The 15,856-nt window shown below is 68.2% G+C and carries 14 protein-coding genes; 8 read left to right on the top strand and 6 right to left on the bottom strand.

The window, feature by feature from the left end:
• Positions 1-158: 158 nt before the first annotated feature.
• On the bottom strand, positions 159-1,301 hold the full coding sequence (locus AC07R7_RS14730) for a CaiB/BaiF CoA transferase family protein (RefSeq protein ID WP_494635668.1): 1,143 nt from the start codon (positions 1,299-1,301) through the stop codon (positions 159-161).
• A 206-nt stretch (positions 1,302-1,507) separates the two neighbouring features.
• Between AC07R7_RS14730 and AC07R7_RS14725 the strand changes: the two genes are divergently transcribed.
• From AC07R7_RS14725 to AC07R7_RS14715, 3 genes are all read left to right on the top strand, one after another.
• On the top strand, positions 1,508-2,833 hold the full coding sequence (locus AC07R7_RS14725) for a diguanylate cyclase domain-containing protein (RefSeq protein ID WP_492885325.1): 1,326 nt from the start codon (positions 1,508-1,510) through the stop codon (positions 2,831-2,833).
• A gap of 107 nt (positions 2,834-2,940) precedes the next feature.
• Entirely contained in the window at positions 2,941-3,573 is a 633-nt protein-coding gene (locus tag AC07R7_RS14720; protein WP_494635871.1) for a DsbA family oxidoreductase, read from the top strand.
• A 266-nt stretch (positions 3,574-3,839) separates the two neighbouring features.
• Complete coding sequence (locus AC07R7_RS14715) at positions 3,840-6,116, top strand: DEAD/DEAH box helicase (RefSeq protein ID WP_494635870.1); 2,277 nt, start codon at positions 3,840-3,842, stop codon at positions 6,114-6,116.
• Positions 6,117-6,155: 39 nt separating this feature from the next.
• On the opposite strand, the gene AC07R7_RS14710 is transcribed toward AC07R7_RS14715, so the two are convergent.
• Positions 6,156-7,352, bottom strand: coding sequence for a BaiN/RdsA family NAD(P)/FAD-dependent oxidoreductase (locus AC07R7_RS14710; RefSeq protein ID WP_494635667.1), 1,197 nt, complete (start codon positions 7,350-7,352; stop codon positions 6,156-6,158).
• A 200-nt stretch (positions 7,353-7,552) separates the two neighbouring features.
• On the opposite strand from AC07R7_RS14710, the gene AC07R7_RS14705 reads away from it, so the two are divergent.
• From AC07R7_RS14705 to AC07R7_RS14695, 3 genes are all read left to right on the top strand, one after another.
• Positions 7,553-8,893, top strand: coding sequence for an Hsp70 family protein (locus AC07R7_RS14705; protein WP_494635666.1), 1,341 nt, complete (start codon positions 7,553-7,555; stop codon positions 8,891-8,893).
• Positions 8,894-8,980: 87 nt separating this feature from the next.
• Complete coding sequence (locus tag AC07R7_RS14700; protein ID WP_494635665.1) at positions 8,981-10,576, top strand: ice nucleation protein; 1,596 nt, start codon at positions 8,981-8,983, stop codon at positions 10,574-10,576.
• 83 nt (positions 10,577-10,659) lie between these two features.
• Complete coding sequence (locus AC07R7_RS14695) at positions 10,660-11,145, top strand: hypothetical protein (protein WP_494635664.1); 486 nt, start codon at positions 10,660-10,662, stop codon at positions 11,143-11,145.
• Here the strand turns inward: AC07R7_RS14695 and AC07R7_RS14690 are convergent.
• Complete coding sequence (locus AC07R7_RS14690) at positions 11,142-12,035, bottom strand: LysR family transcriptional regulator (protein WP_492885335.1); 894 nt, start codon at positions 12,033-12,035, stop codon at positions 11,142-11,144. The two genes, AC07R7_RS14695 and AC07R7_RS14690, sit on opposite strands and share 4 nt — an antisense overlap.
• Before the next feature lie 142 nt (positions 12,036-12,177).
• Between AC07R7_RS14690 and AC07R7_RS14685 the strand changes: the two genes are divergently transcribed.
• Both AC07R7_RS14685 and wrbA read left to right on the top strand, forming a co-directional pair.
• A complete protein-coding gene (locus tag AC07R7_RS14685) occupies positions 12,178-12,876 on the top strand; it encodes a pirin family protein (protein WP_494635663.1) in 699 nt (232 codons plus the stop codon).
• Positions 12,877-12,966: 90 nt separating this feature from the next.
• Complete coding sequence (gene wrbA, locus AC07R7_RS14680; protein ID WP_492839280.1) at positions 12,967-13,566, top strand: NAD(P)H:quinone oxidoreductase; 600 nt, start codon at positions 12,967-12,969, stop codon at positions 13,564-13,566.
• A gap of 111 nt (positions 13,567-13,677) precedes the next feature.
• On the opposite strand, the gene AC07R7_RS14675 is transcribed toward wrbA, so the two are convergent.
• The 3 genes from AC07R7_RS14675 to AC07R7_RS14665 all read right to left on the bottom strand — a co-directional run bounded on the left by AC07R7_RS14675 (position 13,678) and on the right by AC07R7_RS14665 (position 15,811).
• Positions 13,678-14,592, bottom strand: a complete 915-nt coding sequence (locus tag AC07R7_RS14675) for a DUF4861 family protein (RefSeq protein WP_494635662.1) — start codon at positions 14,590-14,592, stop codon at positions 13,678-13,680.
• Between the two features lie 10 nt (positions 14,593-14,602).
• Positions 14,603-15,061, bottom strand: coding sequence for a heme-binding protein (locus AC07R7_RS14670; protein WP_494635661.1), 459 nt, complete (start codon positions 15,059-15,061; stop codon positions 14,603-14,605).
• 87 nt (positions 15,062-15,148) lie between these two features.
• Positions 15,149-15,811, bottom strand: a complete 663-nt coding sequence (locus AC07R7_RS14665; protein ID WP_494635660.1) for an SAM-dependent methyltransferase — start codon at positions 15,809-15,811, stop codon at positions 15,149-15,151.
• Between the last annotated feature and the right edge of the window lie 45 nt (positions 15,812-15,856).

Here is a 15,856-nt window from a genome sequence, read left to right as displayed (position 1 = left end):
AGAGTCAAAGACGCGCCGCCTTGGGGAAGGCGACGCGTCTCCGCAGGAAGGTCCTGTGAACCGACCGCCGCATCGAGGGACGGATGGCGCGACGGCCGGTCGACACACGCAACCTGGGACTTCGCGCCTGAACCGAACCTGAACGCGATCAGCAGGTTTCAGAGCGCTCCGGCCGTCTTCAACCCGGCGATGGCGTCGGCCGAGAAGCCCCAATCGGCCAGGGCCTCGTCATTGTGGGCGCCGATCTTCGGCGGCGGTCCCTGGATGACGCCGGGCGTGGCCGAGAAGCGCGGCGCGGGGGCCGGCTGAACGACGCCCTCTACCTCGACGAAGGTCTCGCGGGCGGCGTTGTGGGCGTGCTTGGGCGCCTCGTCCATGGTCAGGACCGGAGCGAAGCAGACGTCGGTGGCGTCCATGATCGCGCACCAGTCGTCGCGTGACTTGGTCTTGATGACGGCGGCCAGCTTCTCACGCAGCTGCGGCCACTCCTCGCGGCTCATCTGATGCTGGAACTGCGGGTCGGAAATCCCCGTCTTTTCCAAGAGAAGCAGGTAGAACTGCGGTTCGATCGAGCCGATCGAGATCCACTTGCCATCGGCGCACTCGTAGGTGTCGTAGAAGTGCGCGCCGCCGTCCAGCAGGTTGGTCCGCCGGCCCTCGTTCCACATGCCGCCGGCCTTGAAGCCGTAAAACATGGCCATCAGCGAGGCCGCGCCGTCGCTCATGGCGCAGTCGATCACCTGGCCCTGCCCCGTGGCGCGGGCGTGGATCACCCCGGCCAGCAGGCCGAAGGCCAGGTAGAGCGCCCCGCCTCCGAAGTCCCCGACCAGGTTCAGCGGCGGCACGGGCTTGTCGCTTGTGCCGATCGCGGCCAGGGCCCCAGTGATGGCGATGTAGTTCATGTCGTGGCCGGCGGCCTTGGCGTAGGGTCCCGTCTGGCCCCAACCGGTCATGCGGCCGTAGACAAGCTTGGGATTGCGAGCCAGGACGACGTCCGGGCCAAGGCCCAACCGTTCCATGACGCCGGGCCGGAAACCCTCGATCAGGCCGTCGGCCTGGTCCAGCAGCTTGAGGCAGGTCTCGATCGCCTCGGGATGCTTGAGGTCCAGAGCCACCGAGCGGCGACCGCGCGCCGTGACATCGGCCGGCGAGCCGCGCCCCCCTCCTTCTTGTCTTGGGCCCTTGCGGTCGATCCGCACCACGTCCGCGCCGAGGTCCGACAGCAGCATGCCGCAGAAAGGCCCCGGACCGATGCCGGCGAACTCGACGATCTTCAGTCCCGAAAGCGGCCCCTGGCCCATGATACATCTCCCTTCCGGCGCTCTTCGGACGGCCGGTTGCGCCCACTAGAAAGGCCCTGACGTTCGGTCAGGCAAGCCCCGATAGGATTAGCTCCGAACTGCGGCGTTCCGCACCTTTGACCACGCAAAGCCTCTGCTATGTTGCAGCGTCGAATCTCAGGGTGGGTTGTGGGCCTGGCCACACGAGATTTCGGGCGGAGGTTGGTTTGGCGGTTGACGCCCGGATCCTGATCGTGGCGCGCGACGATGTTCGCGCCGGACCGCTGGCCGAAGGGCTGGACCGGTTGGGCTGGCGCACGATCACCGCTCGCGGCCCATACGCCGCCCTCGCCGCTCTGGGCGACCTGCCGATCGAGGCCGTCATCGTCGATCTGGCCAGCGCCGGTCCCGAGACCCAGACCCTGGCCCGCCGGCTGAAGGCCGCCGTGGCCCCGCGCCGCCTGCCGGTCATCGCCATCGGCGATCCCGACGGCGACTATCGCAATCAGGCGTTCGACCTGACCCTCTCGCCGCCGCTGCACCCGTCCCAGGCCGCCTTGCGCCTGGAGAGCCTGGTGCGCACCGCCATCGCCGAAGAAGAGTTCGAGCTGCGCCTGGAGACCTTCGGCGAGCGCGGTCGACGCCTCGATCTCCCCGAACCGCTCGACACCCCGATCCGTATCCTGGCGGTCGGCGAGCCGGCCCCGCAGTTCCTGGCTTTGTCGAACGCCCTGCAGGCCAGCGGCGCCGAGGTTGTCGGCGCCTTTACCGCCTATACGGCCTTCGACTACCTGCACGAACGGGCCTTCGATTCCGTGGTCCTCTGGGCCGGCGACAGCCAGCAGGAAGCCTTGTCGATCGCGGCCGGCATGCGCCGCAACACCCGCCTCTTCCATATCCCGGCCCTGCTCTACCTGAAGGCCGAAAGCTACGTGACCATGTCCGAGGCGTTCCATCGCGGGGTCTCCGACGTGGCCTCGCCCGAGACGCCCGAGGTCGAGACGGCCCTGCGCGTCATGGAACTGGCCCGCAGCTACCGGCGCGGCGAATCCATCCGCGGCGCCCTGGAAAAGGCCCGCAGCTCGGGCCTGATGGACGCCGCCACCGGACTCTTCACCCGCGACCTGTTCGCCGCCCACCTGGCGCGCCTGGCCAAGGCCGCGACCGAGCGCGCCCGGCCGCTGTCGATCTGCGTGCTGCGCGTCGCCGACAAGCCCGAGACCGTCTGGGCTCGCCAGAACGGGTGGCTGGACCGCGCCATCCCGCAGATCGGCTCGATGATCGGCCGCCTGGTCCGGGTCGAGGACACCTCGGCCCGCCTGGCCACCGAAGTCTTCGCCCTGGCCTTGCCCGCGACCAATCTGGGCGCGGCCAAGGCCGCCGCGGAACGGATCGCCGCCGTGATCGGCTGCACCGCCTTCGACGCTGGCGAGGACCGCCCGCCGTTCGTCTGCGAGTTCGATATCGGTGTGGCCGAAGTCCAGCGCGGCGAAAGCGCCGTCCGGACCCTGGAGCGCGCCGCCGCCAACGCCCTGCGCCGTGAGGCCAGCTGAACCGCGCGCTTGGGCGCCGTAACGGCAGCTCCTATATGGAACCTGTCCTGTAGCGGACATCCGTTCCCGAGGAGTAAACCGTGGTCCAGCAGTCCCAGACCGCCCCGATGATCATCGACGTCGTCGCCGACGTGGTCTGCCCCTGGTGCTATCTCGGCTGGCGACGTCTGAAGTCGGCCCTGGCCCTGCGCCCCGACGTCGAGGCCAAGCTGATCTGGCGGCCGTATCAGCTGGACCCGACGCTTCCCGAGGAAGGCGTTGACCGCAAACAGTACATGGCCAGCAAGTTCAAGGACCCAGAGAAGCTGAAAGCCGCCCACGCGGCCCTGGTCGAGGGCGGCGCCGAGGAAGGCATCCGCTTCGACTTCGAGGCGATCGAGTTCTCACCCAACACCAACGCCGCCCATCGCCTGATCCGCTGGGCCCTGACGGCCGGCGCGCAGGACGAGGTCGTCGAGGCGCTGTTCAAGGCCTATTTCACCGACGGCCTGGACATCGGCGACCCGATGGTGCTGGGCGACATCGCCGAGGCCGTCGGCATGGAGCGGATGGTCGTGCTGCAACTGCTGTCGGAAGGCGCCGACAAGGAGGCCGTGGCCCGGGAACACGCCATGGCCGTGCAGGGAGGCGTCACGGGCGTGCCGTTCGCCATCTTCGCGGGCAAGCTCGCCGTGGTCGGGGCCGAATCCCCAGAACGCATCGCCCAGGCGATTGACCAAGCGCTGGCGTCGGCCTCCTGATCGCGCCCGCCAAGCATCCGGATCAGCCTCGAAAGACGCCAAACTTCAAGCCGCTTGCTTTTTGCGCCGCGACAAGCGCATAAGGCCGCTCATCAAGCCTCGTTTCTCCGTCCGGGAGTCGTCCCGACCGCGAAACGAGGCTATTTTCGTTTGAATTCGACCAAGAAGCGGTCCGAGGGAAGCGTTACAGGCTTCAGGGGGCCCGATTTGGTCATTGGCGCGAGCCGCGCGTTTGTGTGTGCGGCCCGCAAATGAACTGGACCCATATGCCCTTCCCCGCCTCCCACCCCGCTCTCGAGCGGGCTCTCGCCGCTCAAGGCTACCTCGAGCCCACCCCCGTCCAGGCCGCCGTGCTGGAAGCCGACGCCGAGGGCCGTGACCTGCTGGTCAGCGCCCAGACCGGCTCTGGCAAGACCGTGGCCTTCGGCCTGGCCGCCGCCCCCACCCTGCTGGGCGACGAAGAGATCTTTGGCCGCGCCGCCGCCCCGCTGTGCCTGGTCATCGCCCCGACCCGCGAACTGGCCATTCAGGTCAACCGCGAGCTGACCTGGCTCTACGCCCAGGCCATGGCCGTGGTGGTCAACTGCGTCGGCGGCATGGACGCCCGTCGCGAACAGCGCGCCCTGAACTACGGCGCCCACATCGTGGTCGGCACCCCGGGCCGCCTGCGCGACCACATCGAGCGCGGTCACCTGGACCTGTCGGAGCTGAAGGTCGCCGTCCTCGACGAGGCCGACGAGATGCTCGACATGGGCTTCCGGGAGGACCTGGAATTCATCCTCGACGCCGCCCCGGCCGAGCGCCGCACGCTGCTGTTCTCCGCCACCCTGGCGCGCGAGATCGTGCAGCTGGCCAAGAGCTACCAGAACGACGCCATCCGCATCGACACCATCGGCCGCAACGAACCGCACCGCGACATCGAATATCGCGCCGTCCGGGTGGCCCCCAACGAAGTCGAGCACGCGGTCGTCAACCTGCTGCGCTATTTCGAAAGCCCCGGCGCCCTGGTGTTCGCCAACACCCGTGAAAGCGTCCGTTCGCTGCATTCCAAGCTGCGTGAGCGCGGTTTCGACGTCGTCGGCCTGTCGGGCGAGCTGTCCCAGCGCGAACGCGCCGACGCCCTGCAGGCCCTGCGCGACGGACACGCCCGCGTCTGCGTCGCCACCGACGTCGCCGCGCGCGGCCTCGACCTACCGGACCTCGGCCTGGTCATCCACGCCGAGCTGCCGGTCAACAAGGCCACCCTGCTGCACCGTTCGGGCCGCACCGGCCGGGCCGGCAAGAAGGGCGTCTCGGCCCTGGTCGTCCCCTACACCCGCCGCCGCAAGGCCGAGCAGCTGCTGATGGCCGCCGGCGTCGAAGGTCAATGGGGCGGCGCCCCGACCGCCGACGAGATCCGCGTCAAGGACACCGAGCGCCTGCTCGACGATCCGATCTTCTCCGAGCCCGCCAACGAGGACGACGCCGGCCTGGTCGCCGCCATGCTGGAAAAGCGCACGCCGGAAGAGCTGGCCGCCGCCCTGATCCGCGCCCGTCGCGCCAAGCTGCCGGCCCCCGAAGAAATCTACGACGACCCGCGCCACGGCGCCGATCCGGGTCCGCGCGGCCGTGAGCCGCGTGAATTCGGCGGTGAGCGCGATTTTGGCGACCGTCCCGAGCGCGAGCCGCGCGTCAGCATGGACGGTTCGGAGTGGTTCCGTCTCAACACCGGTCGCCGCAACAACGCCGACCCCAAATGGCTGATCCCGCTGATCTGCCGCCTTGGCCACATCACCAAGAAGGACATCGGCGCGATCCGGATCTTCGACTACGACACCAAGTTCGAGATCTCGGCCGAAGCCGCCGTGAAGTTCGGCGCGGCGGTCCAGCAGACGGTGCGTGAGGACGTCTCGATCACCCCGACCACGGCGCCGGCCGCCCGCGAAGCCGGCCCGCGTCGCGAATATGCGCCGCGCCCTCCTCGCGAACATGGGGCGCGCGACGACGCCGCGCCGCGTGAGTACAAGCCCCGCCCGCCCCGTGACGACGCGCCGCGTTCGCCGCGCGCCAACGCGCCGGGCTCGCGCGATCATACCCCACGCCCGTCCAGCTACGGCGACGACGGCGTCAGCAACGCCAAGCCTTACGGTCGTGGCGAAGAGCCGAAGGGCGACTACAAGCCCCGCGAGTTCAAGCCCCGCGCCCCGCGCGGCGATGACGCGCCGCGTGATTTCAAGCCGCGCGCGCCGCGTGACGAAGCGCCGCGTCCGTACTCGCCGCAGGACGCCGACAGCCCGAAGCGCGCCTACAAGCCGCGCGCCGAGGCCGGCGCTGATGCACCGCGCGAATTTAAGCGCGCGCCGCGTCCGGACGGCGATGGCCCTAAGAAGCCCTTCAAGAAAGCGTTCGGCGACAACGCCGCCGGCGCCAAGCCGTACACGCCCAAGCCCTATGCGGGTAAGCGCGACGACGCGGGTCCCGGCAAGCCGTTCAAGGGCCCCAAGCCCTTCAAGGCCAAGAGCTTCGACGGCAAGCCGGCCGGTAAGCCGTTCAAGAAGAAGTAGTTAGACGAAGATCCTCCCCCTCACGGGGGAGGATTTTTCCTATGCGGCCTGTCCCGCCGACCAGCCGGACGCCCAGGCCCACTGGAAGTTATAGCCGCCCAGCCAGCCGGTGACGTCGACGACCTCGCCGATGAAATAGAGTCCCGGCACGGCCTTGGCCTCCAGGGTTCGCGAGTCCAGGGCGTCCGTATCGACGCCGCCCAGCGTCACTTCCGCCGTGCGATAGCCTTCCGAGCCGACAGGCTTGAAGGTCCAGGCGTTGACCGCCGCGGCCAACCGGCCCAGCACCTTGTCGGAACAGTCGGCGATGTTTCCCCCCCTTTTGCTTTCGGGCGCGCCCTCCTCGTCGTCGGCGATGAGTTGCGCCACGCGCTTGGGCAGCAGGGTCGAGAGCACGGTGGCGACCGCCTGGCGGGGAGTCGCCGTGCGGGCCGCCTTCAGCGCCGCCAGCGCGTCGACGCCCGGCGCCATGTCGACCCGGATCTCGTCGCCCTCGCGCCAGTAGGACGAGATCTGCAGGATCGAGGGCCCGGACAGGCCTCGATGCGTAAATAGCATCCCTTCGCGAAACTTGGTCTTGCCGTGGGCGACCACGGCGTCCAGCGCCACGCCCGACAGCGGCGTCAAGCGCGCCAGCATTCCGGCCTCGAAGGTCAGCGGGACCAGAGCCGGGCGTGTCTCGACGATGTTCAGCCCGAACTGCTTGGCGATCTCGTAGCCTAGTCCCGTCGCGCCCATCTTCGGGATCGACTTGCCGCCGCAAGCCACCACAAGTGACGCGCAGCGCACCGCGCCGGAAGACAGTTCAACCTCGAAGCCGGTCTCGGTCTTGGCCACGTCCTGGAAGCTCGTTTCCAGCCGCAGCTTGACGCCGGCGGCCCTCATCTCGGTCAGCAGCATGTCGATGATCTGCTTGGCCGAGCCGTCGCAGAACAGCTGCCCCAGGGTCTTCTCGTGATAGGCGATGCCGTACCGCTCGACGAGCGCGATGAAGTCCTTCGGCCGATAGCGGCGCAGAGCCGACAGGGCGAACTTCGGGTTGGCCGACAGGAAATTATGGATCGACGCGCCGGTGTTGGTGAAATTGCATCGGCCGCCGCCGCTGATGCGGATCTTCTCGCCGGGCGCCTTGGCGTGGTCCACGATCAGCACCGAGCGCCCGCGCTTGCCGGCCTCTATGGCGCACATCATGCCGGCGGCGCCCGCGCCGATCACCAGGACGTCGAAGTTTTCCAAGGTCTTCCCAATATTTGTTCGCGTCCGTTCGACCGGACGCGCGTCGGGAAGTCAATCAGCCCCGTGGCGATAGATCACCGCGCGTCGATACGTGGGCGCCCCGCCGCGAATGAATGCTCAAAGGCGGCCAGAACGCTTGACCTTCCCGCGAGAGGCGCTACGACGCACGCCCCTCCCGACTGACAACATCGAGCCATCCCATGACGGCCGCCCCCCCCGCGCCGAAGACTGGCGCGCCGACCATTGGCGTCGACTTTGGCACCACCAACACCGTCGTTTCGCTGACGCGCGGCGACGATCACGCGCATCTGGTCCGCTTCTCCATCGACAACCGCGACCTGTTCGCCTTCCGCTCGGCGCTGAGCTTTCACAGCGTCCAGGGCGAGGCCGGCGCCGCGAACGAACGCGTGGTCGAGGCCGGCCCCTGGGCCATCGAGTCCTATCTGGAAGATCCGCTGGAGACGCGGTTCATCCAGTCGTTCAAGACCTTCGCCGCCTCGAGGGCCTTTACCGAGACGCGGATCCTCAACAAGCGCTACCAGTTCGAGGACCTGCTGGCCGCCTTCCTGCTGCGTCTGCAGGAGCACGCGGCGGGCCAGCTCGACGCCCTGCCCCCGAGGGTTATCGTCGGCCGCCCCGTGACCTTCGCCGGCTCCTCGCCGGACGAGACCCTGGCCCTGAACCGCTATGAGGAGGCGTTCAAGCGCCTGGGCTTCACCGACATCCGCTACGCCTACGAGCCCGTCGGCGCGGCCTTCTTTTTCGCCCGACAGCTGAAGCAGGACGCCACGGTGCTGGTGGCCGACTTCGGCGGCGGCACGAGCGACTTCTCGCTGGTTCGCTTCGAGCGCGACGCCGACGGCACGTTGCGCTCGACGCCGCTGTCGCGCTCGGGTGTCGGCATCGCCGGCGACGCCTTCGACTACCGGATCATCGACCAACTGGTCTCGCCCGAGCTGGGCAAGGGCTCGGACTATCGCTCGTTCTCCAACAGCCTGCCCATACCGCAGCGCTACTATGCCGCCTTCGCCCGCTGGGACCAGCTGGCCCTGCTGCGCGCCTCCAAGGACATGCGCGACATCCGCGCCCTGGAGCGGACGGCCGTGGAGCCGGAGAAGATCGCCGCCCTGATCGAGGTGCTGGACGGCAACCACGGCTACGCCCTCTACAAGTCGGTCTCGGCGCTGAAGGAGGCCCTGTCGGCCCGGACGGAGGCGACGTTCCACTTCGCCGCCGGCTCGGTCGAGATCGAGAAACAGGTCCAGCGCGGCGAGTTCGAAAGCTGGATCGCCCCGGAGCTGGCCGCTATCGAGACCGCCGTCGGCGAGGCCCTTGAGCGCGCTAACCTGGCCGAGGCCGGCGTCGACCGCGTCTTCCTGACCGGCGGCAGCTCGTTCGTGCCGGCCGTGCGCGAGATCTTCCTGCGCCGGTTCGGGGCCGAGAAGATCGAGAGCGGCGGTGAGTTCGAATCGATCGCCTCCGGCCTGGCCCTGATCGGCCGCGAGAACGATCTCGACCTGTGGACCATGCGGGCCGGCTAGACCTTTCGGTCGCATGGCCCCGATCCGGGGTTTCACATAAGGTAACGCGAACGATTCGCGTCGCGACCTTGTGGGGCAACGAGTCCAGTGCCGATTTCGTACCTCTCCGCCGCCCAGATCGCCGCCCTGTCGGCGTCGACGATCACCAATCTCTCGACCACCAAGCTGGAGACCCTGGCCAGCACCCAGGTCGCCGCGCTGTCGAACACGGCGCTGGGCGGCCTGTCGGCCAGCCAGGTCTCGGCCCTGTCGAACACCGCCGTGAAGGGCCTGACGGCCACCCAGATCCCGGCCTTCGCCCAGAACCTGATCTTCGACGCCGAGCAACTGGCGGCGTTCAGCGGCGGGCAGTTGAACGCCCTGACCTCGACCCAGCTGGCCAAGCTGGACACCGAGCGGCTGGAGAAGCTGAGCGCGGCCCAGATCGGCGCGCTGGACGCCACCCATTTCACAGGCCTGGATGGCACGCAGATCACGGCTCTGACCACCACCCAGGTCAAGAGCCTGACCGCCGTGCAGATCGGCGCCATGCGTCTGGAGGATCTGGGCGAGATGTGGCCCGATCAGCTGCAGGCCCTGTCGCCGACCCAGCTGTCGGCCCTGCCCGCCACTCTGATCCCGGCGCTGGACGACCTGCAGTTCGCCGCCCTGTCGACCACCCAGCTGAAGGGTCTGACGGCCACCCAGGTCGGATCGCTGTCCCTGGATCAGCTGACCGAGCTCGATACGGACTTCAACGTCTTCTCGGCGGCGCAGTTGGGCGGGCTGAGCAGCACCCAGACCGGCTCCCTGTCCGACACCCAGTTCAAGGCCCTGACCGCCACCCAGCTGGCGGGCCTATCCAGCAGCGGCTTCGCGGGACTATCGGCGACCAAGGTCGCCGCCCTGACCGCCAGCCAGATCGGCGGCCTGACCGCCGCCCAGGTCAGGACGTTGAGCGTCACCGACTTCACCAAGCTGACCGCGACCCAGGTGGCGGGCTTCACGGCGGGGCAGCTATCGGCGCTGTCGACCGACAACTTCAACGCCCTGTCGGCCACCCAGATCGCGGCCCTGACCCCGACCCAGCTGGCGGGCTTGGCCGCCACCCAGATCGCCGGGCTGACGGCCACCGACTTCGCCGAGCTCTCGACGACGCAGTTCCTGAGCCTGAGTTCCAACCAGTTCGGCGGCCTGTCGGTCGAGAACCTCTCAGGCCTGGACGCGACCGCCTTCCAGACGATCAGCACGACCCAGATCACCGGCTTGACGGCGACCCAACTGGCGGGCCTGACGACCGCGGACATGGCCGAGTTCTCGACCACGCAGGTGCGCGCCCTGACCAGCGCCCAGCTGGGCGCGATCTCGATCACCGACCTGGCGGCTTTGTCGGCCACCCAGGTCACCGCCCTGACGACCAGCGCGCTGAGGGGCCTGTCGCCCTATCAGATGCGCAGCTTCTCGCACGCCGAATTCAGTCAGCTTACCGCGACGCAGGTCCAGTCGTTGAGCTCCACCCAGATCGGCGCGTTGGGTACCTCGGTGATCGCGGGGCTGACGACGACCCAGGTCGGCTACCTGCTGCCGGCCCAAATCCCGGGCCTGACCCTGGCCCAGCTGGACTGGCTGTCGTCAACCAACCTGTCGGTCATGACCCCGCTGCAGGTCGGCGCCCTGACCCCGACCCAGGTCGCCAGTCTTTAAGTCGGAAAGCCAGCGGAGCGGAAAGCTTCTAGACGAAGCGCGTCGCTCCAGCGTCTGATGGCTCCGCTCCAAGGAGGCGTTGCATGATCCGATCCGCCCTTCCCGTTCTCGCCGCCGCCAGCCTGCTGATCGCTGCGCCCGCCCTGGCTCAGACTGGCCCGCTGGGCGCGATCGGTCTCTGGAAGATCGATCTGGCGGCCTCGCGCTTCAACGAGGCCCTGACCGGTCCCGCGCCGCTGAGCGCGGAGGTCGACATCACCAAGGACGACGGCAAGAGCCTGGCCTGGACGCTGATCGAGGAAGACGAAACCGGCCTGGCCGCCATTCAGTTCGCCGACGCGCCACTGGATGGTACGCCGACCAAGGCGGTGGTCAACACCCAGATCGTGATGATCAGCGTCCGCCGCGACGGGAAGAACGACATCACCGCCGTGACCAGCAATAAGAGCGGCCGAAAGCAGTCGATGAAGGTCTGGCTGGTCGACGCCGACACGCTGAAGGTCGAACAGGACGTCGACGGCCAGCCCGGCCCGCCGGACCAGAGCCTGACCTTCAAGCGGGCGCGCTAGCGGCCCAGGGTCTTGGCCAGGTAGTTGGCCAGGGCGTCGACCCGCGCTGGACGCGGGCCGCCGGGCGGCATGACCAGGTGCAGGGCGATCGGGGCGGCGGTCCAGTCGACCAGGATCTCCTCCAGCCGGCCGTCGGCCACCGCCGGACCGACGATGAAGTCCGGCAGCACCGCCACCCCGACGCCAGCGATCAGCGACGGAACGAGCACGTCGCCGTTATTGGCGCGGATCACCGACTTGGGGCGCACCGACGCTTCCTCGCCGCCGCGCTGGAAGCGCCAGGTTTCAGGCGCGGCTTGGTGCCCGTAGGTCAGGCCGCGATGCTCGGCCAGGCCCGCCGGGTGGCCCGGCCGACCGTGCTTCTCCCAATAGGCCGGCGCGGCGACAACGTGCCGTTTTACGCCCCGCAGGCGGCGGGCGACCAATGAGCTGTCCGGCAGCGACGCCACGCGCAAGGCGAGGTCGAAGCCCATGCCGACCAGGTCGACCGTGGCGTCCGACAGGTGCAGATCGACCGAGACATCCGGATAGGCCTCGAAGAATCCTGGCAGCGCCGGCCCCAGGGTGGTGATGCCCAGCGACATCGGCACGGCCATCCGCACCGTTCCACGCGGCGCCGAGGATTGGCTGGACGCTTCCTCCTCGGCGGCTTGCGCTTCGGCCAGCACGCGGCTGGCGCGCTCGACCAGGGACTGGCCGGCGTCGGTCAGGGCCAGGCGGCGCGAGGTGCGATTGAAGAGGCGCGCGCCCAGGCGTTCCTCCAGCCGGGTCACCGCCTTCGACACCGTGGCCTTGGACATGGCCAGTTCCTCGGCGGCGGCGGCGAACGAGCGCAGCTCCACCACCTTGGCGAACACGGCGAGGCCTTCGAGATCGGGCAGCTTGGACATGATGAGAGTTTAGTTTTGGAAACAATGAGTTTCAACAGTTTCCATTTCGGATCCTGCGAGATCCCTTATCTTCTCCTCAACAGGACGCGCCGACGCGGCGCAACAGAGGGCCACGGCCCAGAGGGAAAGAAAGGTTAGAGCCATGATCGATCGCAGACCGTTCGACAAGCTTGGCGGCGCCAACCACGGTTGGCTGAACGCCAAGCACCACTTCTCGTTCGCCAGCTACTACGATCCCAGCAACATGAACTGGGGCGCCCTGCGGGTCTGGAACGACGACGAGATCGCCCCGAACACCGGCTTCCCGCCGCACCCCCACAGCGACATGGAGATCATCACCTATGTCCGCGACGGCGCTATCACCCACCAGGACAGCCTGGGCAACAAGGGTCGCACCGAAGCCGGCGACGTCCAGGTGATGAGCGCTGGCACGGGCATCCGTCACTCGGAGTACAATCTCGAGCCGGAAACCACCCGGATCTTCCAGATCTGGATCGAGCCCAAGACCTTCGGCGCGGCTCCCTCGTGGGGCGCCAAGCCGTTCCCGAAGGGCGACCGCTCGGGCAAGTTCGTGACCCTGGCTTCTGGCTTCAAGGATGACGCCGACGCCCTGCCGATCCGCACCGACGCCCGCGTTCTGGGCGCGACGCTGAAGGCCGGCGAGAGCACCACCTACGCCCTGGGCAAGGACCGCAGCGGCTACCTGGTCCCGGCCGTCGGGGTCGTCGAAGTCAACGGCGTCAAGCTGAACGCCCGCGACGGCGCCGGCATCAAGGACGAGGACGTGATCACCGTCACCGCTCTTGAAGACGCCGAACTGGTCCTGGTCGACGCCGCCTAAGCGCGACCGCTTCGTTCAAGAGCCGGCGCGAGGAAACTGAAATCCTCGCGCCGACTTTCCTCACCGACACCCCGTTCAAGGAAGCCGCAAATGGCCAAGGTTCTCGTTCTCTACTACTCGTCGTACGGCCACATCGAGACCATGGCCAAGGCCGTGGCCGAAGGCGCCCGTGAGGCCGGCGCGACCGTCGACATCAAGCGCGTGCCGGAAACCGCCCCGCCTGAAGTCGCCAAGAACGCCCACTTCAAGCTCGATCAGGACGCTCCGGTGGCTTCCATCGCCGATCTGGCCGACTACGACGCGATCATCGTCGGCACGGGCACCCGCTTCGGCCGCATGAGTTCGCAGATGGCGGCTTTCCTCGACCAGGCCGGAGGCCTGTGGGCCCGCGGCGCCCTGCACGGCAAGGTCGGCGGCGCGTTCACCTCGACGGCGACGCAGCACGGCGGCCAGGAGACCACCCTGTTCTCGATCATCACCAACCTGCTGCACTTCGGCATGGTGATCGTGGGCATGGACTACGGTCACGCCGGCCAGATGACGCTGGATGAAATCACCGGCGGCAGCCCCTACGGCGCCACCACCATCGCCGGCGGCGACGGTTCGCGTCAGCCCAGCGAAAACGAACTGACTGGCGCTCGCTACCAAGGCCGCAAGATCGCCGAGACCGCCCTGAAACTACACGGCTGATCCCTCCCCCCAAGGGATCCAAAGCCGCAGCCGCCGTCCGCACCCTCCCCCATGGCGGACGGCCAACGACCGCCCCGAGGCTCCCCCGCCTCGGGGCGGTTTTGTCTTGGTCTAGTGGTTGGGGTCGAAGTCCGCCTTCGCGCCCGTCACATACGCGTCCCACTCGGCCGGCGTATGGAAATCCAGGCCCTTATCCCAGGCCGCGCCCATGTAGTAGACGAACGGCTTGCCCGGCTGGACCTTGATCAGAACGAGGTAGTTGTCGAAGTCCTGGCGCACCTCGACGACCGACTTAGGATCGACCATCAGGGCGATGGCCATCGAGCCCTTGTCCGGATCCGCCGGCTCCCAGAAGGTCACGCGCCCGGGCGCCAGGTCCTTCCTGAACACGCCCGAGCCGCTAGCGCGCTTGCGCTTGCTGATGCCGATGCCGACCACCAGAGGGCCCGGCTTGTCGGAGCTGATGGTCGAGACCATCCGCGTGAAGTTTGTGCCCAGCGGCAAGGTGAAGGTCCGCGTCTCCCAGACCTTGCGATCCACATCGACAGGCCACGGCGCGTAGTCGACGCTGAATCTGGCCACGTCAGGGCCGTTCTGGATCATCCTCCAGTTGGACCAATTGCGCGAGGTCCAGAGCTTGTTGTCCCGCCAGACGCCCAGCCCGCCCGCGCCGCGGCCCGTCCCGACGTCGTAGAAGTCCAGGCCCTCGCCGTGGTTGGCGTGCTGATCTCCGGTTTTCAGCTGGCGGTCCATATAGGGCCAGCGCACGCTCTTGCCCCAGGCGTCGATGCCCGAGGTCGAGGGCGGCTCGGCCTTCTCCAGGTCGCGGCTGTAGATCCGGTGCGCCGTGCGGTCGTTCTCCCAGAGGATGTCGTTGAAGCGGTACGGAGCCAGCACGACCGCGGCGCCCGGCTTCTGGCCCTCGGCGTCGGGCTTCTCCAGCGGCTTGGCCGGGCCGTGTTCCTGCGCATGGGCCACGCTCAGCGACAGTGTGAGAGCGGCGGCGAGGGCCAGGGTCTTGTTCATGTCGGACGCCTCAGTGGAATTGCGGAAACTGGGCAAGCGCCGCGCGGGCGCAACGGTCGGCGGCCGCGTGGCCGGTGTCGGCGACGCCCAGCCCGCCTACGACGGTGGCGCCGACATGCAGCGGTAGTGAACCTGCGTGCGGGTTCAGGTGGTCAGGATCGGCGGCGATCTTGGCGGCGAAGTCCGGGTCGGTCTTCTCGCGCGGCTCCATGACGTTGCCGGGCTGGTCGAAGACCACGGCGGCGTTGGCCTTGCGCGGCGCGGCGATCGGCGGCTTGGGGCTGAGGTCGTCACGCAGCACGACCAGCGGAAGACCTCGCGCGTCGACGACGGCGGCCGAGACGTGCGCGCCCTTGGCGGCGCAGGCGTCGATCGCGGCGCGGGCGAGATCGATCGCCACGGGAAGCGTCAGGGGCTGAGGTTCCGGCGTCGTCGCCAAGCCGGCCGCGAAGGCCAGGATCGCCAGCATGCTGCTTCCTCCCAGAAGTCGTGCTTTCGGTATAGCGCGCGCCGGAAATTGGTCTAGCCAAAATCTAGGATTGGATAATCCAACGCCTCAGCCGGCCTTGGCGCGCACCACGGCGACCAGCCAGCCGCCGCCCCAGGGGGTGTTGATCACCGCCTCGTCCAGCACCTCGCCCATCACTTTCAGACGATGCCACAGGCGCAGGGGCTTGAGCGCCAGCCACATGGTTAGGCCCACGGCGCCGCCAGACTTGAGGTTCGGGGCGTAGTGGGCGACGAGGTTCTCCACCTCGCCCAGGTGCTCGAGGCATTCGGAGAACACCACGACGTCGAACGTCTCGTCGGTCGCGAAGGTCCTGCCGTCGCCTAGCAGCATCTTGACCTCGCCGATGGCGATCTCCGGCGCGAGGCGCACCTCGCCGCGCTCGACAGCCGGTCTGGAGAAATCGACCCCGACATAGCGGGCCGGCCGGTGAGCGCGCAGGGCCTCGTAGAAGACCCCCTCGCCCGCCCCGATCTCCAGCACGCGCGGATTAGGCCAGCGGTCGGCGATCATGGCGGCCAGCAGGCGATGGTGGTGGCGATGGTCGGAGCGGTTCAGGCGATCGTAGACGCCACCCTGGTACTCGGCATCCCACTTCTCGACCGGCGCGGCGACGATCGGCTTGCCCCGCTTGCGCATGAAAAGCTCGCCCAGCCACGGTCGGTCCAACGACAGAAGTTCCGTGAACCGGCGCCAGCGCAGATAGGCCATTGAATTCCCCCGATGCCTCAGACCCGGATAGGAAAAGGGCCCGAC

The sequence above is a fragment of the Caulobacter sp. GW821-FHT05F04 genome, assembly GCF_059419665.1.
This window is presented reverse-complemented; position numbering and strand designations above follow the sequence as displayed.